Annotated in this window: 15 protein-coding genes; 5 read left to right on the top strand and 10 right to left on the bottom strand. The window is 45.4% G+C overall.

Annotation, left to right across the window (positions count from 1 at the left end):
• Positions 1 to 38: 38 nt before the first annotated feature.
• A complete protein-coding gene (locus tag NC996_RS16455) occupies positions 39 to 203 on the bottom strand; it encodes a hypothetical protein (RefSeq protein WP_190430055.1) in 165 nt (54 codons plus the stop codon).
• A gap of 37 nt (positions 204 to 240) precedes the next feature.
• On the opposite strand from NC996_RS16455, the gene NC996_RS16450 reads away from it, so the two are divergent.
• Both NC996_RS16450 and NC996_RS16445 read left to right on the top strand, forming a co-directional pair.
• Positions 241 to 1,779, top strand: a complete 1,539-nt coding sequence (locus NC996_RS16450; protein ID WP_348260005.1) for an ATP-binding protein — start codon at positions 241 to 243, stop codon at positions 1,777 to 1,779.
• Between the two features lie 552 nt (positions 1,780 to 2,331).
• The gene (locus NC996_RS16445) at positions 2,332 to 3,387 is read left to right on the top strand and encodes a tetratricopeptide repeat protein (RefSeq protein WP_190686096.1); all 1,056 of its coding nucleotides are present in this window, start codon (positions 2,332 to 2,334) and stop codon (positions 3,385 to 3,387) included.
• Positions 3,388 to 3,505: 118 nt separating this feature from the next.
• On the opposite strand, the gene NC996_RS16440 is transcribed toward NC996_RS16445, so the two are convergent.
• The 3 genes from NC996_RS16440 to NC996_RS16430 form a co-directional block, all read right to left on the bottom strand.
• The gene (locus tag NC996_RS16440) at positions 3,506 to 4,510 is read right to left on the bottom strand and encodes a ribose ABC transporter permease (protein ID WP_190440522.1); all 1,005 of its coding nucleotides are present in this window, start codon (positions 4,508 to 4,510) and stop codon (positions 3,506 to 3,508) included.
• Positions 4,507 to 6,051, bottom strand: coding sequence for a sugar ABC transporter ATP-binding protein (locus tag NC996_RS16435; protein ID WP_190527183.1), 1,545 nt, complete (start codon positions 6,049 to 6,051; stop codon positions 4,507 to 4,509). Before NC996_RS16435 ends, NC996_RS16440 begins: the two co-directional genes overlap by 4 nt.
• 88 nt (positions 6,052 to 6,139) lie before the next feature.
• Complete coding sequence (locus tag NC996_RS16430; RefSeq protein WP_190440527.1) at positions 6,140 to 7,117, bottom strand: substrate-binding domain-containing protein; 978 nt, start codon at positions 7,115 to 7,117, stop codon at positions 6,140 to 6,142.
• A gap of 1,021 nt (positions 7,118 to 8,138) precedes the next feature.
• Between NC996_RS16430 and NC996_RS16425 the strand changes: the two genes are divergently transcribed.
• Positions 8,139 to 10,283, top strand: a complete 2,145-nt coding sequence (locus tag NC996_RS16425) for a peptidase domain-containing ABC transporter (protein ID WP_190686093.1) — start codon at positions 8,139 to 8,141, stop codon at positions 10,281 to 10,283.
• Between the two features lie 10 nt (positions 10,284 to 10,293).
• Here the strand turns inward: NC996_RS16425 and NC996_RS16420 are convergent, their stop codons facing one another.
• From NC996_RS16420 to NC996_RS16405, 4 genes are all read right to left on the bottom strand, one after another.
• On the bottom strand, positions 10,294 to 11,025 hold the full coding sequence (locus tag NC996_RS16420) for a hypothetical protein (protein ID WP_190410011.1): 732 nt from the start codon (positions 11,023 to 11,025) through the stop codon (positions 10,294 to 10,296).
• A gap of 1,012 nt (positions 11,026 to 12,037) precedes the next feature.
• A complete protein-coding gene (locus NC996_RS16415; RefSeq protein ID WP_190410010.1) occupies positions 12,038 to 12,742 on the bottom strand; it encodes an actin-binding WH2 domain-containing protein in 705 nt (234 codons plus the stop codon).
• Between the two features lie 329 nt (positions 12,743 to 13,071).
• The gene (locus tag NC996_RS16410) at positions 13,072 to 14,784 is read right to left on the bottom strand and encodes an adenylate/guanylate cyclase domain-containing protein (RefSeq protein WP_242037559.1); all 1,713 of its coding nucleotides are present in this window, start codon (positions 14,782 to 14,784) and stop codon (positions 13,072 to 13,074) included.
• Positions 14,785 to 14,823: 39 nt separating this feature from the next.
• Complete coding sequence (locus NC996_RS16405) at positions 14,824 to 16,383, bottom strand: FAD-dependent oxidoreductase (RefSeq protein WP_190686090.1); 1,560 nt, start codon at positions 16,381 to 16,383, stop codon at positions 14,824 to 14,826.
• Between the two features lie 161 nt (positions 16,384 to 16,544).
• Here NC996_RS16405 and NC996_RS16400 point away from each other — a divergent pair, with 161 nt between their 5' ends.
• Together NC996_RS16400 and NC996_RS16395 are read left to right on the top strand one after the other, a co-directional pair.
• Positions 16,545 to 17,768 (top strand): damage-control phosphatase ARMT1 family protein, encoded by a 1,224-nt coding sequence (locus NC996_RS16400; RefSeq protein ID WP_190686087.1) that lies wholly within the window; start codon positions 16,545 to 16,547, stop codon positions 17,766 to 17,768.
• Entirely contained in the window at positions 17,737 to 18,240 is a 504-nt protein-coding gene (locus tag NC996_RS16395; protein ID WP_190686084.1) for a hypothetical protein, read from the top strand. The genes NC996_RS16400 and NC996_RS16395 overlap by 32 nt, the downstream gene beginning before the upstream one ends.
• A 99-nt stretch (positions 18,241 to 18,339) precedes the next feature.
• On the opposite strand, the gene NC996_RS16390 is transcribed toward NC996_RS16395, so the two are convergent.
• Positions 18,340 to 18,519, bottom strand: a complete 180-nt coding sequence (locus NC996_RS16390) for a hypothetical protein (RefSeq protein ID WP_190410006.1) — start codon at positions 18,517 to 18,519, stop codon at positions 18,340 to 18,342.
• A gap of 200 nt (positions 18,520 to 18,719) precedes the next feature.
• The gene (locus NC996_RS16385) at positions 18,720 to 18,992 is read right to left on the bottom strand and encodes a hypothetical protein (protein WP_190410005.1); all 273 of its coding nucleotides are present in this window, start codon (positions 18,990 to 18,992) and stop codon (positions 18,720 to 18,722) included.
• Between the last annotated feature and the right edge of the window lie 65 nt (positions 18,993 to 19,057).

Here is a 19,057-nt window from a genome sequence, read left to right as displayed (position 1 = left end):
CCTACAAAATGGCATCTACACAAAAGAAGAGTGCTAATTCACACCCGTGGTAGAGGCTTTGCGTTTAAAGTTTCCGTATAGTGTATCGAACAACACGTAAATTTACGTAAGCGATCGCGATCGCTTAATCCGGAATTTGCGATCGCAAACGTGTAGAGATCGGTAGCACTACGCAGCTTTTTCAAAAGCTTGATAGTAGCCATACTGAATCAGGGCATTAACAGAGGTGCGATGGGACTGATGCACAAAATTCCAGAAGACACTTCTCACTGGACGGACTACTCACAAGAAATGCTAAGCAGGACTCAACAACAAGTAACGCCCTGGGCATGGATTGAGCAAGCATCAGTAACCCGGACTGAGGATTTTGAACAAAGCCAAAAAGAGGCGACTTCCCAACCGTCACCCCTACATTTAGATTCGACGCTAGAAGAATTAACGCTCTACGACGCTAGTATCGAGTCGGAACGTGCCGTAGAGGAAGCAATCCAGATTTTTGAAGCGAACCCATTGCTTCCTGGCATGATTATTACCGAACAAGGTAATTTCGTCGGAATGATTTCGCGACGGCGCTTCTTTGAATCTATGCGCCGTCTCTACAGCTTAGAGTTATCTTCCCCGCCTTCTCTGAAGGCACTCTACAGCATTGCCCGATGTGAGATTTTAGTATGCGATCGCAACAGTTCCATTGTCGAAACTGTACAGCAGTCCTTAAAGCGATCGCCCGAACTCATTTACGAACCGCTCGTCGTGCAACTGCAATCGGGAATTTGCAGACTCTTAGACGTACATCAGTTACTCATTGCTCAATCGCAGATTCATCAACAGGCAGCAGAAGCACTGCGGCAATCAGAAGCTCAATCCAGAGAGAAAACAACCCAGTTAGAGCAAACCCTGCATGAACTCCAGCGTACTCAAGCTCAACTGATTCAGACCGAAAAAATGTCTGGGTTGGGACAAATCGTTGCCGGTATCGCCCACGAAATTAATAACTCTGTCAGCTTTATTTATGGCAATCTCACCCATGCCAGCGAGTATGCCTACGACTTGCTGCACTTGCTGCACCTGTTTATCCAGCACTATCCTCAGCCAGTGCCAGAGATACAAGCAGAAATGGAAGACATTGACCTGGATTTTCTGAGGTCAGATTTGCCGAAACTTCTATCTTCAATGCAGGTAGGTGCAGAACGGATCTCTGAGATTGTTCTTTCCCTGCGGAACTTCTCTCGGCTCGACGAAGCAGAAGTGAAGTGTGTCAATATTCACGAAGGCATCGACAACACGCTCCTGTTTCTACAAAATCGGCTCAAAGGCAGAGGTATACGCCCTGATATTGTGGTTCAAAAAGACTATGGCGACCTTCCTTTTGTAGAATGCAATGCTGGGCAACTCAACCAAGCATTCATGAATATCTTCTGCAATGCAATTGAGGCACTAGAAAAGGAAATTAGTCACAGACAAGGAAATACCCATTACCCATCACCGATAATTCGGATTCGCACGGAAGTCGGAGATAACAATCAAGTTGTAATTCGGATTGCAGACAACGGCATTGGGATGACCTCGGAGGTACAGCAACGATTATTCGATCCTTTCTTTACGACTAAACCTATTGGCAAAGGAACTGGCTTAGGGTTGTCAATTAGTTATCAAATCGTGGTAGAAAAACACAGCGGTCAATTGACCTATATTTCCGAAACGGGGAAAGGAACAGAGTTTGCGATCGCGATTCCGATTCAGCAGTACAATTCATCCGCTACTCTGTCTCAGTGCGCCTGAGCCAAAATTTCTGCTTGTCTTTTTCTAAACCTTTTTAACTCAATTGTTATGGCAATCCTATTTGAGTGTGGATGCTAGTAGTTCAGATCCCCGACTTCTTTCTCGAAGTCGGGGATCTCGCCTTCACGAATCATTCAGGCTTGCGATATCAAAGTATAGGTACGGTGGATTTCTATTAGCTGCCTCATTTCAAATCTGGTAGATTTCCCGCACGAGGAAACCGCTTCCTCTATCTACCCACATTTCAGGGAGGAGAGATAGAGCCAGAGACTTAGACTTGCTTTGGATTTTGGGAAATTGCGAGTAATCAATCGGATTGGATATTACTACCTAATTAGACAGATTAATTTAACATTAGTACAACTCTTTAGATAGACGAGCCAAGAAAATAATAGAGGTAGGGTTTTAACAAAGAGTTTCAAGAAATATGTCTTTAGGCTGCTAACTGACGTAACTGATTGAAGGTCAATTTTTTTACAACCAACATTTGTTCGCTTTTGGCAAGAAAGTTGCCAAAGTCAGTATTTTTTAGGCTAAGTTCAGGATATTCCCATGAGTACGCAAAATCAGAAACATTCGGTTAAAAAGCTTGTTAGCTTGATGAGCGTTGCTGGCGCTAGTGTTTTCCTCAGTTTTCCAGCATTAGCCCTCATCAATTCCAACTCTAGTACGAGAAGCCAACAATTATTAGCTCAGAGTACTCCAGGTGGGACACAAACAAATCCATCTGGGGCTGGTGCTAACCAACAAACTCCCGCTGGTACGGGTACGAGTACTAACCAACAAACTCCCGCCGGTACTCATACTGGGCAACCTAACTATGAGGTAATTAGCCCAGGAGTTGTGCAACAGAATCCGGCAGGCGCGGGCACTATCCAGCAAACTCCAGCAGGAACTGGCACTGGCACAACTCAGCAAACTCCAGCAGGAACTGGCACTGGGCAACAGAATCCGGCAGGTGCGGGCACTACCCAGCAAACTCCAGCAGGCACGGGAACTGGTACAACTCAACAAAATCCAGCCGGAACTGGCGCTGGGCAACAAACTCCAGCAGGCGCGGGTACAACTCAGCAGAATCCGGCAGGTACAGGTACAGGTACTGGGCAACAAACTCCAGCAGGCGCGGGAACTGGTACAATTCAGCAAAATCCAGCCGGTACAGGTACTGGACAACAAACTCCAGCAGGTGCGGGAACTGGTACAACTCAGCAGAATCCGGCAGGTACAGGTACAGGTACTGGGCAACAAACTCCAGCAGGTGCGGGTACAACTCAGCAGAATCCAGCCGGAACTGGGGCTGGGCAACAAACTCCATCTGGTGCGGGTGCAACTCAGCAGAATCCAGCCGGAACTGGGACTGGGCAACAAAATCCAGCAGGAACGGGCACTACCCAGCAGAATCCCGCAGGTAATACAGGGGCTACGCAACGGAGTGGTCGGCAGGGCAATTATACTCAGTACATGAGACTTGGGTACGCTGCAACCCAACAAAGAGATTACCAAACTGCTTTGATTAACTTTAGAAGGGCACTTAATCTACGTCCTGGGGATTCATATGCGACACGAGCGATTAGCAATGTAGAAAGCTATCTTCAACGCAGTCGTTAGTTAAATCTTCGGTGAGGATCGGCAAACAGGGAGTCGCGATCGCGACTCCCTGTTTTTTAGACTAATTCTGCCTGACGCGCGATCGCTTCCTACCAGTCTGTCATCGGAAGCTCAACGCTTACGCAGCGCTAGTGCGGGTGCGAAGTTTGTCAATCGTCACGGCGATAATAATCACAAGACCTTTAACAACCAACTGCCAGAAAAATGACACGTTCATCAGGGTTAACCCATTGTTGAGGAGGGCAATAATTAAAGCACCCAGTAAAGTCCCCCAGATGGTGCCAATGCCACCCGTGAAGCTGGTTCCTCCTAAAATGACGGCAGCGATCGCATCGAGTTCGTAGCCTTGACCTAACATACCCGTCGCACTGTAGAGACGCGAGGCGCTCATCACTCCGCCTAAACCGGAAAGCAACCCACTCACACCATAAACAAATAACAGCACCCGACTTACCTTAATTCCTGTCAGTCGTGCTGCCCGTATGTTACCGCCTACGGCGTAAATATGCCTTCCCAATACTGTCCGTCTTAAGACAAACCAACTCGCTACAACGGCAAGCAAAGCAATCACAACTAGCCAGGGAATGGGACCAAGATAATTGTTGCCTATCCAAGCAAAATTTAGATTTCGATTTAGAACGGTCGTGCCATTAGCAACTAAGTAAGCAACACCCCGCAAAGCCGTATAAGAACCAAGCGTGACGATAAAAGGTGGCAAACCTAAATAGGCAATCAACGACCCATTTAGTAAGCCTAACCCTAATCCCGCTAATAGGGCGGCTGGTATGGCAAGTAAACCAAGACCTGGGATCAACGAGACAAGCACCCCGACAACTGCTGTCACGCCCAAAATTGACCCCACAGAAAGGTCAATTCCTCCGGTCAAAATGACAAATGTCATCCCGGTCGCTAGCACGATATTGATCGATGCTTGCCGAATGACATTAATCAGATTTCCGGGCGAAAGAAAGCTTGGCGTAACAATTGAAAAAATTATACAGATTGCAACCAAAATCGGGAGGATACCAGCAACCTGAATGAAATTTTTCCAAGCTTGACGATTACTCGCTTTAGAGCGATCGCTCGTTCCATTTCTGGTGGTTCTTACTTCTGTTTGACTCATGATTTTGCTACCTCTCTTGCCCCTGTGGCATAACCCATGATGTTCTCTTGTGTAATTGCTTCCCCAGTTGAGCCGCCTACTTCACCAACCAGGCTTCCCGCACGCATCACCAAGACGCGATCGCTCATTCCCACGATTTCCGGCAGTTCGCTGGAAATCATCAAAATGGCTACACCTTTTGCTGCCAGATCGCTAATAATTCGATAAATTTCGCTTTTCGCGCCGATGTCAACGCCGCGCGTAGGTTCATCGAGCAAAAGTACCTTGGGATTAATTGCCAACCAACGGGCTAGCAATAACTTCTGCTGATTTCCCCCAGATAAATCCATTGCCCTGATGCTTGGGCTGGCAAGACGAATCCCTAAGTTGCTAACGGCATCAGCCACAATTTTAAAAAGGGATTTTGAGTTGATGATGCCAGAGGTTGCCTCTCGTCCAAGAACATTCATAGTGATATTTTCACCAGAACTTATCTCCAGAAATAGACCGAGATCCTTACGATCTTCTGGGACATAGGCAATTCCTGCTTTAATTGCATCATCGGGTGTCGAGATATTGAGAGAACGACCTTCCAGTTTTATTTCACCGCTAGCCTTTCGGTCAGCACCAAAAATAAGACGAGCAATTTCAGTTCTGCCTGCGCCAACCAAGCCTGCTAAACCAACAATTTCCCCAGCATGCAGTTTAAAACTCGCAGATTTTACCTTGCGCCCATCACTTAAATTCTTTACCTCAAGGACTACTGAGCCAGGATGGGTTTGACGCTTATGTTCGTATAAATCCTGTAAAGAACGACCCACCATCATTTCTACTAAGCGAGGGGCGGAAATTTCACTCCTCTCCAGAGAGCCTATATACCCGCCATCTCGAATCACGCTAACGCGGTCAGCAAGCGCATAAATCTCTTCCATCCGATGGCTAATGTAAATAATCGCAATCCCTTCATTCCGCAAGCGGCGAACAACCTCGAAAAGTTTCTCTGTCTCTCGGTCTGAAAGCGCTGCTGTCGGCTCATCCATTACTAGAATGCGGCTCTTGTGTTTGAGCGCCCTAGCAATTTCAACTTGCTGCTGTTCTGCAATGGAAAGGGTTGAAACCAGGTCGCCCGCATCAAAACTCGCGTCGAGGTTTCTCAATACCTCAGATGCTTGATGCCGCATTCCGTCTCGGTCAATGAAGGTGCCTCCTTTCTTAAGCTCACTCCCCATAAAAATGTTTTCAGCCACGGTCAGATTTGGGGCGAGATTAAGCTCTTGATAAATAATGGCTATACCCAAATCTCTGGCTTGACCTGGGTCTGTCATCTTAACAGCTTGACCGTCAATTCTGATTTCCCCTGCATCGGCTATATAGGCTCCAGCCAGGATTTTCATCAGCGTACTCTTGCCTGCACCATTTTCACCCATAAGGGCATGAACTTCCCCAGGATAAATAGTGAGATTTACATCATGCAAGGCGGTGAAACCATTAAAGGTTTTTGTAATTCCTTGCATTTCGAGTACAGGTTTAGTTTTTATTGAGGGTTGAGTGCTACTTGCCATCAGAAATCCCTGTAATGTTTGTGAAAATACGATTCAAATGGATGGATTATCAAGTCATAAATTGGTGCAATTAACGACAAAAATTTCGTTATTCACTTGTCCAGCCTTTATGCTGATTCACGTTTTCACGAGTAACCAACGTGACTGGAATGAGAATGTCTGGATTGGCAGGCTTGTTCCCTTTGATAATGTCATTCCCGACCTCTACTGCCTTGGCTGCCATGCGAAAGGGATCTTGAGCCGCAGTCGCAACAAATAAGCTATTTTCCTGCTTGAGCGCATCTAGAGCTTCGGGTGCGCCATCGACGCCAACAATAAAGAACTCTTTGCGTTGCGCTTGTGTAGCAGCTAGCTCCGCACCAATACCACAAGGGTCATTAATTGCAAAAACGGCATCAATTTTTGGGAAGGATGTGAGCAAATCGCTCATGACTCTCAACCCACCATCACGGCTACCTTCTGCATTCTGATCTTTTGAAAGGATCTTGATATTGGGATATTTGGAAAATACGCTCAGACATCCTTGGACTCGCTCAACAACTGAAGCAACAGGAGGTCCGTTGATAATTACAACATTGCCTTGACCCTTCAATCGATCGGCAATGTATTGACAACTTACTTCACCTGCTTGCACGTTGTTGGAGGTAACAGTGGCATCAACACCTCCTTCAGCGGCAGTATCAACTGCAATGATTGGAATTCCTGCTTGTTTAGCTTTTTCAACTGCTGCAAAAATCCCCTTACTGTCAGCAGCATTAAGTATAATCATGCTGACATCTGAGGCAATGAAATTTTCAATTTGATTAAATTGCTGATTTAAATCGTCCCCGCTGGAGACGAGGGTTGTGCTAACGTCCGCACCGCCAATTCTCTTAGCTGCCGCCTCTGCACCCTTACCAACTTGTACAAAGAAGGGGTTGCCGAGATCGCGGACTGTGACAGCAACCGATGAAAGTTCTGAACTGTTTTGTTGGCTGTTTTGAGTGTTCTGGGGAGCTGACGTGCAACTCACAAGAGCGCTACTAGCTAGACTAAAAAGACTCAATGCGATCGCTACTCGTTTCACCTTTAAACTCCAATGAATAATCATTTGGAAAGAGTCGCGCGAATCTTAGCCCGCAAACCAAAAAGTAATCCTTTCAGATTGAAGCTTTAATACCTTAAGTTTTAGGTAATAAAATTCCAAATATAGGGTTATACAATTCCTTTTTCTTTCTTGCTAGTAAAATTTTCTCAATTCAATTGCTGGAACGCTTATTTAAAGAAAAATGTTCAGGAAATCCCTTCTTGCTTCCTCCTAAGAAAAGTTATTTTTTCCTAAAATTTATTAAAATTGTGTAAGCGTTTTAGAGTTTCAAAACTAGAGAAAACTTTTTAGCAAAAGCCACTAAAGGTTTTGTTTAAAGGCTTGCAGAGTCTTCTTCTATTTGACTCGCGATATCGTATATTTTGCGACTTAAATACTGAGTTAGCATCAATCTCAAGATAGAGGAAAGACATTTAAAACAAGCAAATTTTATTGAGTTTTGTGTATGAGTTCTTATAAGGATTGTTGGGATTATTCATTCAATGCTTAAGAGGTAGGCTAAAGTAGTTATAGCTAAGTAATACGGCTTGTTAATAATTAATAATTTTTTGTTTTAATGTATTTGATTTAATGTAAAGAGGTAGGACTCTTGTCAAGAGGCTGGGATTGTTCAAACGCCTCATATTAGATGCAAACGTCATAATTGCAGAAATGTTTGACCAAGGGTTTTATCAAACATTCATGACAAGTTATGTAAATGTGGTTACTTGCGTGTTGATTGAGATTTTCGCTTTGGAGCGATCGCTCCCATCGTTGAGCTGGGTTGATGAAAACCCAAGTATGCATCTACTGCTTTGTGATTGATGCTCGTTGCCAAAACTGACTGAGGCGGTCACGAATGTCAAAGGGAAGCAGCCACGATCTTCTTGTAGTGACTGCTTTTGAGCGCCTCCTAACTCTATCAACCGTTCAAGTTGACCATTAGATTTTGTCTATAGTGCGCCTATAGTGTGTTAGTTACCGAACCGCATAAATCCTGACACTATGGCATGAGTTAAGCATGAAGTACGAGCATGTCTTACAACACAGTGAAGAAGACTGCGGAGCAGCTTGTCTTGCTGCGATCGCGAAACACCACGGGCGGACGTTTACGCTCAACCGCATCCGTGAAGCCGTAGGCACTGGACAGCTAGGAACCACATTGCTAGGACTCCGGCGGGGTGCAGAAGCACTCGGTTTTAATGCCAGAGCAGTGAAAGCTTCACCACAGATTCTTGACAAATTGAAGCAAGCACCGCTACCAGCCGTCATTCACTGGAAGGGGTACCACTGGGTTGTTTTATACGGGCAACACCGGGAAAAATATGCGATCGCCGATCCCGCTGTCGGCATCCGTTACCTCACTAAAAACGAGCTAGCGGCAGGCTGGACAAATGGCATCATGCTGTTACTAGAGCCAGACTCCGCCCGCTTTTTTGCCCAAGTTGATGATAAAGTTGGCGGTTTTGGGCGTTTCTTTAAACCCGTCTGGGCTTACCGAGGGATTCTGGCTGAGGCATTTATCATTAACCTTGTCTTGGGGTTGCTTTCCCTGACGTCCCCCTTCCTCATCCAAATCCTCACCGATGATGTGCTGGTTCGGGGGGATACCCAGCTACTAACGGGTGTCGTGACTGCTGTTATGGTGATGAACGTTGTATCCAGTAGCCTCAGACTGGTGCAATCTAACCTAATCGCCCATTTTTCTCAACGGCTCCAATTAGGCTTAGTTTTAGAATTTGGCAGAGCAATTTTGCGTTTGCCGCTTTCCTATTATGAAGCTCGTCGCAGTGGCGAAATTGTCAGCCGCTTGCGAGATATTCAAGAAATTAATCAGTTAGTTTCTCAAGTCGTTGTTAGTTTGCCGAGTCAGCTATTTATTGCCATCGTTTCTTTTAGTTTGATGTTGTTCTACAGCATCAAACTAACAAGTGTTGCTGTGTGCATTGCTGTTGTTATGACAATTTCCACAATTATTTTCCTACCGACACTGCAACAAAAAACTCGGAGCTTATTAGTCTTAGAAGCAGAAAATCAAGGCATTTTAGTTGAGACTTTTAAAGGGGCACTGACGCTCAAAACGACTACATCTGCACCGCAATTTTGGGAAGAATTTCAGAGTCGCTTCGGTCGCCTTGCTAATATCACCTTCCGGACAATTCAGATTGTCATTATCAACAGTACCTTTTCTGGATTAGTTTCTAGTATTGGTAGCGTCATTTTACTTTGGTTTGGCAGTAGCTTGGTGATTAGTAAAGAATTAACTATTGGGCAACTGTTAGCTTTTAACGGCATGAATGGAAACTTTCTAGCGTTTATTGGGGCAGTCGTGGGATTTGTCGATGAACTCACTCGCGTTCAAACCGCCACCCAACGTCTTACGGAAGTAATTGACTCTACACCAGAAAATCCGGTTGATGACAAAAGACCCTTTGCTAAAATTCCGGGAGATGCAGATATTATTTCCACAAATCTCAACTTCCACCACGCTGGCAGAACTGACCTTTTAGAAGATTTTTCGCTAACAATTCCTGGAGGAAAAGTTATTGCACTCATTGGTAAATCTGGCTGCGGTAAAAGCACCCTGGCGAAGTTAATCGCTGGATTATATTCACCACATTCTGGAAATCTCCGCATTGGCATCTATAATCTGCAAGATTTATCACTTGATTGCTTGCGACAACAGGTGATTCTCGTTCCTCAAGAGCCTCACTTTTGGAGTCGCTCAATTGTAGAAAACTTCCGCTTAGGTTCCCCTCACGTTGCATTTGAACACATTGTGAGAGCTTGCCAGATTGCGGGTGCAGATGAATTTATCAGCAAGCTACCCGACAAATATCAAACCGTTTTGGGTGAATTCGGGGCAAATATTTCTGGCGGACAGCGGCAACGATTAGCAATTGCCAGAGCGATTGTAAACGAGCCGCCAGTTCTGATTTTAGATGAATCCACGGGGGGACTCGATCCGGTGAGCGAAGCGCAAGTTTTAGAGCAGTTGCTGTCTCACCGCCAAGGCAGAACCACCATTTTAATTAGCCACCGCCCCAGAGTAATTAATCGAGCTGATTGGATTGTTTTTCTGGAGCAAGGTCGCTTGAAATTGCAAGGTTCTCTGGAGGAGCTACAAGCCCAAACTGGCGCTCATTTGGACTTTTTGATTCCCTAAAGTGAAATGATTATTTTACAGAGGCATTGGTGAGGTTAACATTGCTGGCAGAGGATGCGGAGAGGCTTTTTATGGTAACGTTCGCCGTGGCGGATGTCGTGTTGTCGCCTAAGAAAATCAGGTTGGAAGTTGTGTAAGGGTTGAGATATCCGGGAGGCGGTGTAAATCCGGTATATTGACGCAGATTGCCTTGCAAAACAGGAAAGGTAGAACCGTTCATAAACAGTTGATACTGGTTGTCTTTTACATACAATACATAGTTATTCATCGTTTTCTGGACGTTGAAAGTTACTTTCTCGCCTTGAGTAAAACCAACGTTTTGCGCCCAGATGCTATTTTGCCAGAAACCTAATTCCAGCCCATAAGGTTGCGTTTCACCAGAGACGCCATTGCTCATCACAATCAGACTGAAGCCTGCACGATTGTTGTTGAGGTGAGTTTCTGAACTCACCTTGACGCTGAAACTGATGCTATATCCGGTACTGCGGTCAAGCAGCACTGGCGATACTTTGAAGTAGCCTGCTTGATTACTGGTATTACCCGTATTCAAAATAGTGCCTTCAGTGGAAGGCGTTGCAGTCGGTACAGGAGACTTAAAAGCATTTTCTTTATATTCCCATCCTTGTTGAGCGGGCGTTTGATTTGGCTGTGATACGCCGTCGTAAAGAGGAACGGCGTTAGCAGAAGTGGCTCCCATCGCTAAGGTAAAGCCAACAGTAAGGGCGGCTAGAGTTTTTTTCATGAGTTTGTTTCCTTTGATGACCATCTCGTAAGTAAAAAGCCGATGTTTATAATTTTTTTGCGGGTTGGACTAGCATGAGAATGCAGGTTGTCTTTGAGCTTTAACGCCAAAATTGGCTCAGGAGATTTTGGATGGTACTTAAGACAGAAGACAGAAAAAATTAGTAGTTGCGGGATTTTTAATTGTCATTGCTACCTGTTTCTCCTACCTACCACTTCCAAAAACGTTCATCGCTTAACAAACCTGCAACACCTTACAGGGGCGAGACAAAGCTTCTAAAAACTTCATAACTGGAAGCGATCGCTCTCATACATCTCATAAAGCCGATGTATGACACCAGGAACTCTCGAATCCCTAATCAATCCTGATTCCAGATACTTTACATCTTGCACCTACCAAATCAAAGCTCTGCCTTGATTCCTCTCGTTCTCTAGGCTGACGCTTAGAAACGAGGGGTGGATGGATTGTTGCCTTCCCAGTTCCCAGAGTAAGGTGCAAAATGTCCGTGTTCCCTACCCTACACTCAAACATCCAAATTCAACGAACTGTAGCTTCGCTACTGAAATGAGTAGATTTCACCGCTGATCTGAGGATATTGCTATCAGTATTATCACCGATGAAAGAATCCTTTACCCTAAATTCATAATTTAGGGGCTTTAAATGAAGTTTTTGTGAATTAAGCGCGATCCTGCAAGCGATCGCATCATTTTCTGATATTAATCGTGAGCCAGAATCACTTGTTAATATTATCTAGCCGAAGTTTTTTCCTTAAAAACAGTAACGATTTACTACAGAAATTACAACTATCAACTATCTATCGATATATATAGCAGTTCTCACTTTGTTTCGATATCTACTCGTAACCTCACCCCTAACCTCTTCTCTGAAAGTGAGGAGGAGCAGGGGTGGGTTTATGTACTGCTTCCAAACAAGAATTCCGATATTTTAGCTAAGACCGAGCTAAGTAGGATGGACAATCCTGAACGTAGACAAGTGCTATTTGAGTGCAGCTTTAATTAAAACCTAGAAGGTGTCCAATTGCTTTGAAAATACTCAGATAAAAATTCCCTTCCATCGGTCGAAACAATACAAATTGTCCAGGAGTTCCAAAAAAGGGTCTGAGTGTCCAGCCTAATTGACAGCCAACTAAAGCATAAAGAATTAACCAAAATTTCAGAACTCTGGTACGAGTTTCTTGTGCTGCTTCGCTATCTTGTACGGACATAAACTGTATTCCCTGATAGAGGAAAGTGACGCCAGTCAATCCGGTGAGAGCAAAAATACCCACATTTAACAATACAAAAAATTGGTAGTTGTGGGCGGTCAACAGAAAAACTAGCGCTACGGGTGCCAAGCTAAATTCTAGAACGCTAATCACGGCGACAGAAGTTAGAAGCATGGCGAAATACTGTCCAATACTTTTGCTTGAGCCAAAAAGAATGCTGAAAAAATATAAAGTTGGCAAGCAAAGAATCAGCGTGATTAAGTAGAAGCAGGGAAGTTTAACAGCAGAGGACAATGCTTGTAAAAAGCTATGAGATGAACCGATAATTGCGCCATAGGCGGCAAAAAAGAGGGAACTACAAACGAGTAGAGAGGTGATTTTACTGGGAAGTCTTACGCCTTGACGAATTTCTTCCATAAATCCTTGGCGATCGCGTAGCAGCCCCATTAAAACGGTAAAGTAGTGGGTGGTTTGAAATTCTTGTTTAATCATGGTGCGATCTTTTGACTCAGAGCCAAGAGAGGTTCAATAATAAACTGGGGATGATCTACATTCCTTAACCTCGCTTTTTCGAGTTGAGCCGGAAATATTTAGAGATTGGCTTGTTCGCAGTCCTGAAAAACGTGAGAATCGCAAGTCTTCTACAAAAATCTATAGTGGAATCGCGCTGACTTCAGCCCTGAACTAAAGTTAGGGATAAGAGCTAAAATCAGTTGAAATTGGCCCAAATACTGGGGAAACAAAGGCTTTCAACCTGTTTTAAGCTTTAGCTTTAAGGTGAGAGATTTATCTCAAGGCTCTTATATATCAGTACCATTCATCTATCGTGAATCGTCTTGATGTCTGCCTTTGAGGAGAAAGCTTTTCATCTCCCCTTTGCCTTTTACCTGGATAGTTCCCCGTTCCTGAAACTGGTACTTATGCCGTAAGCGTTCATAAGTTGCTCCTGTCACTTGAATGCAACCCGCAATGCCTTGGGATTCCATACGGCTAGCAATATTCACCGTATCGCCCCACAAATCGTAGATAAACTTTTTCGTGCCAATAACGCCTGCAACGACGGGACCCGTATTAATCCCTATTCGGATGGTGTAGTGTTGAGGGCGAGAGGTAGACAATGCTTCGCCAATCTTGGTACTTAAGCAAGTCATTTCCTCCAGCATATCCAGTGCCATTTCCGCGATCGCTTCCGCGTGATTTTCTGAAGGCATTGGCAGTCCTCCCACCACCATATAGGCATCTCCAATCGTCTTAATTTTCTCTAACCCGTGGCGATCTGCCAGCCGATCGAAGGCTGAGAAAATCTGATTGAGCAACTCAACCACATCAGTTGGAGAAATTCGAGCCGAAAGCTCGGTAAAACCAACAATGTCAGCAAACAATACCGTCACATCGGCAAAGTTTTCCGCAATCGTGCGCTGTTCCTGTTTTAGTCGATGGGCGATCGCTTCTGGCAAGATATTCAGCAGCAGACGCTCAGATTTTTCTTGTTCTGCTTGCAAATTTTTTAAAGCGGTGGCGAAGATATTCGCAATCACCCCAGATAGCAACACCGCCGTCAATACTGTCATCGCTTGCAGTACCGTAGCTAGCGTGCTGGTTCGGGCGATTTCAAGGCGCGATCGCTGTACGTCAGCATTTGCCAACCCAATTACTTTAGTGGAAACACTTGCCGCTTGCTCGTCAAAAGTGCTGATTTTGCTTCTAATTTGAGCGTCGAGGTTGATAATTTCTCGGATCGCTAACTCGTAAGCATTCAGATACTCCCACGCCGCCGCCTTCTGAGTGGCATTGAGTTGGGGTGCTTGTTGAATTCCCTGGCGCAAACGTTCCACCGCCTCATACACCGCCTGGATTTTGTCCTCCTGACGGTTGGAGAGATATTCTTTCTCCACCGACTGCATTTCCCGATATAAAATCATCAACTCCGAACTGGCAGAGAGTTGCAGCGTGTCGTGCAATAGCCGCGAATTTTGCTCTAACCGCGCCAGTACCCCCACATCATCGATTCCCAGTGTCCCCACCAACGCCACAGCTTCTTTAAAGCTGCTAGCATAGCGCTCGACAAGCTCTACATAAGCCACCAATTCCGGATTGCTCCGACGCAAAGCATCGCTAACCTTCCCACCATTGAGTAACTCTTGCAACTGGCTGCTGATATCCAGGGCTTTGTCAATTTGCTCCCGATGCGCCTGGACATAATCCTGGCTAGCGCTGGAAAATCCCATAGAAGGCCAGCTCAAAAAAAAGTCTTTTTCCAGTTGGCGGGCGTCCTGTAAGGCGGCATCCATCTGAAATACTTTTGCCTGCACCTCAATGCTGGTGAGAATCGCCGCTTCTGTCTCTCGCACCACTGCATTCAGCGACAGCCAGCTCGTCATCGCGACTTGTGTAATCAGCAGCAGCAGCGCCACAACTGCCCAAGTAAACTTGCTGGTAATGCTCAAGCGATGCCAGAGTTTACCTAAGGATAAAGGATGAAGTCTCAAGCGTGAAGTATCAAGTGTAAAATTTCCTCTTTTAGGCTTCATCATGCTTGCCTCTATGGTTTCTTTTACCCTTACCGAAGGGCTTCACCCTAGATTCTTCAGGCTTCTATAATCGCCTCCGGAGCCATATTTCCAAGCTTGGAGGAAGCGATCGCAGTAGTATCGAGGCAGTGGCGGTAACGTCTTCGTCCACGGTTGCAGGGCGGTTGCTAGAGGATATAAAGCCGTGTAAATTCCCAAGTTTAGGTAGTGAACCATCCAATCTAGAAGCATCGGGATTCCCACTAAGGGAATAATTCGAGCCACTAATCCGGGGTAAGTGACGGCTGTTTTTAACAGGGTTTTTGATAAAGCGGGAAACTGGACAACATCTTGTAAAAATGGGCGTAATACCTCGTCTCCCAGCTGTGCCATTGCTTGAAATACGCTAGAAAGCAACTGGTTAATTTGATTTGGGTCAACTTTTTGCTCGATTCCCACGCCCATTGTTTTTTGAAACAGCCAGGTTACAGCAATATTTGGCTGATAAGGTTGCAAAAGTGCCAAAGCATTCTTGTCGAGAGCATCTATTTGTAAAGCCTCGTGAATGCCTTCTGTTAACCGTTTCAGGTGCCGCGCCATCGCCCCAAACCCGCCAAAGCTGACGGGAGATTGGTTGCCACTGCTATCTCCTACGGGCAGAATGCGACTCCAAGGCATCTTTAATGAGTTGCGGTAAGAGGGAAAGAAGCCAAATAGCGCTCGTTGAAATTGCAGTTGGGACACTTCCACGCCTTGATATTCGGGCAACAGGCGCAGGTATTCTTCAAAGAAGAACTCTAAACTGGGACGGCTGGGGTGAGCATCCAGGTAAGTAAATAGATAAGTCGTTCTGCCATCTCGTGCTGGGAAAGCTTCCCAAAAGTATTGGCATTGATTTTGAATCGATGTGAAAGTTGCGATCAGATCGCCGGTTTCGTTACTAGGAAAGCCTTTGGCGCAACTCCCCACGACTAAGCAGACGCCTTCCGGTTTTTCTCCCTGTCGCGCTTGCTGAACAATGGGTGAAAAATGTCCCATCGCATCGATTAATAACCGCGTTTTCAAGCCGCCGGAGGCTTCCACCCTGATGCCATCTGGGTGAACCACTGCCCCTTCAAAGGGAGTGTTTTCAAACAACTGTCCGCCAGCAGCCAGAAACTTTGATTTGAGCGTGTCTAGCAGAAAAACGGGATCGACGCCGATATTCAGAACATCGCGCACCCATACCTCAGAACCGCCTAAAAAGCTGACGCGGGCGGGATTATACTCGGTTGCGATCGCTTGCTCTAATTCCGCTTCAGTCAGTAGATTCAGCTCTAAAAACACTTCTAACTCTTGGCGGGAGATATTCCACTCTTGATCTCTACCGCGCAAGATTCCTCTTTCAATCAAGGCAACTCGCCACCCCAACTGAGCTAAAGCAGCACCGATTAAAATTCCCAAAGTGCCGCCGCAGATTATTGCATCCCAGTCTACGCTTCCTAGCGGCTCTTGGCTTTCTTTCACCACCATCGGAATCGGTGTAGTGTCTTCCTTGATGGCTTGCCAAAGGCTATCGGCTTTACGCAGTCCGAGGAGAGGATTTCCCGGTACCTGAGATAGAATCTGTTCGGTTAGGCTCATGGATATTTGCAAAAGATGCTCCCAATCCATCCTAATCGGCAAGAGTTCTCAAGGTGGAGGGTTTTGGCTTGATGAGCTTTATGTGACCAGATTGTAGAGTCAATAAAATTGCTGTTTAAGTAGAATTACTTTCGACACATGATAAAAAGCACTATCGCCTAATGTCACAGCAGATTTTAAAGCCTCGATTACCGCTTCCTCCACCGCTGATGATGTCGGAGGAAGGCTCTTTTGCAAACATGACGCTTCTGAAGCGAATGCCTGCGATCGCGCAGCGAGTAATTGCTGAAAACGACTTTCCAGCATCGATTGTAGACAACCTGGAAACCTTGATCCGGGACTTGCCAAATGGGATCGTGCGATCGCTCAAAGATGACAATGGCCCAGATTTGGCTGCGTGGACAACATATTTGGCTCCTTTTCTGGGGAAGCGTTGGATAGACATTCCCTGGTTATTTGCAGAGTTATACTTTTTCCGGCGGATTGTGGAAGCAACCAATTACTTTCTGCCAGGAGCGAGCCAAGGCGTCGATCCCTACGGATTGCAAAAACGCTTGGGTTTAGAAACGGCAATGGATTCAATCCGGGCAATCGCCGCTAGGATTGGGCATCATACAAGCGATCGCCATACTCGTTTAATCCCACTGCTCTATTTTTCACTGTGGGGCAACCGCGCCGATCTCAGCCTTTGGCCTATTGAGGCTGGAGAAAGCGATCGCAGCCGTCAGGAAATTCAGCACGAAGAGGCTCATATTTTGGTCGATGATACACCCATCATTGCGGACAGGATTGCCAGCCTTGATGGGGGAAGAATTGACTTCATCGTCGATAATGCTGGTTTTGAACTCGTCTGCGATTTGTGCTTGGTAGATTTTCTGCTAACCACTCAGGCGGCTGAGATTTCCCTGCACCTGAAGCGGTATCCTATCTTCGTTTCTGATGCGACCGTTCAGGATGTCCATTACACTTTAGAGGTTTTGGCTGCTGACATTGATAGAGAAGTGCGATCGCTTTCTCTGCGCTTGCAAGAAGCGATCGCTTCCGGTCGTTTGCGATGCTATGACGATTTATTTTGGACAATGCCCTTGCCTTTCTGGGAAATGCCCGAAGCTTTGCGACAAGAGTTAGCACCCGCCAGCCTAATTTTTATTAAAGGAGATGCTAACTACCGCCGCTGTTTAGGCAATCGCCACTGGGACTTTACTACCCCTTTTCAAGACATTGCCTGCTACTTCCCAGCACCGTTAGTGGCACTACGCACCCTCAAATCTGAACTGGTGGCAGGTTTACAGCCAACTCAGATAAACACACTTAACGAAGAAGATCCTCACTGGTTAACCAACGGACAGCGGGGTGTCATCCAGTTTGTTGACTTCGCCGGTTAGAAGCGATCGCGAAAAGTTGCCCGTACCCACTACTCACACAAAGCCGACTGCATTATTACAACCAACGGTATCAAATGCTAATCTCCCAAAAGTGGGAGGAAAAGCTGTTTTTATTTACGTAAGTTTTAAGCACGGCAGAAGTTTCCAACGCTTCAAAGTTTATTTTGAGGGCAACATCATGACTGTAGGTGCAAACAACCAACCAATGCAACCTCAAGACCAATCCCTGTTTGCAGAACTATCCGAACAGGAACAAGAGGCAGTGGCTGGAGGTTTAGATTTATTCAGTTTTGACTTTGACGATTTGAAGGCTGAGATTCCCAATGGCACTCTCAATCTCAGTCCATTTAACATCAGTTTCACGATTGACGATACCAGCTATACAGCTCAACTAACAGAACCAGCAACAATATCAATCGTGGATGGAACTTTGACTGGAACTGGAGGAAATTTAACAGTTACTAGCAGTTAAATCGTCAATTTATTCGCTGCAACTATTCAGTCAAACCACATGGCAACCCCCCTATTTTAAAATTAGGGTGGGTTTTTTCATGGTTGACCAAACCCAGGCTCAAGCCACGAGTTTTTCTTTGCCATCAAGTAATAAACGCAGCATTTTTGAAAAGAGCGATCGCAAGGCGAGCATCGCATCCCTTTGAACAATTGATTGCTGATAATAATCTTTGAATAAAAGATTCTCAACACAGAAAATTTCTTCCAAAACACGTTTTTGATGCCTTGCAGATTTCATTTCCGTCCTTCAAGCAAAATAAAAAAGATGCGATAGAGCAAAACTGCTCTAGAGACTACTTACAAAAGAATATAGAATTGCGGCTTTTCTTTAAAAAGTGCCCCAATTCCATTGATTCTGCCTGAAGAACCAGCTCAATTTTGCCTTAGTAATCAATGATTTCAGGAAAAAAAGTTAATCGGACATTACTTTCAATAAGGTTATTGCAGTCCGTTGCCTCCGTCTTCAGGGAGTGTCGCTGGGATCGTTACATAACCACCTTCTTCACCAAGCCACAGGGTGATAAAATACCCACCCTCATCGTTAACTTCCAGTGGAGTGACAACATTCCCTCCAATCGGTATGCTGCCAGGTGTCGTGGGTGTGTGAAAACCGCCTGTAATGGTGGCAGCTTCCTCATCCGTGAGTTCTTCTAGAAGATTGAACTCCACGGTTTCCAGTTCGGAAAGCGCTAGATCAAAGGGATGGGGCATAAAATCCTCCTAAATTTTCAAGTGTATTGTTGTTAACTAATTAGAGTTTTACTCGGTAGCCTAAA

Source organism: Trichocoleus sp. ST-U2 (genome assembly GCF_039961875.1).
GTDB lineage: Bacteria > Cyanobacteriota > Cyanobacteriia > Cyanobacteriales > FACHB-T130 > FACHB-T130.
Note: the sequence above shows the minus strand (reverse complement) of the source record. Positions and strands in the feature narration are given on the sequence as shown.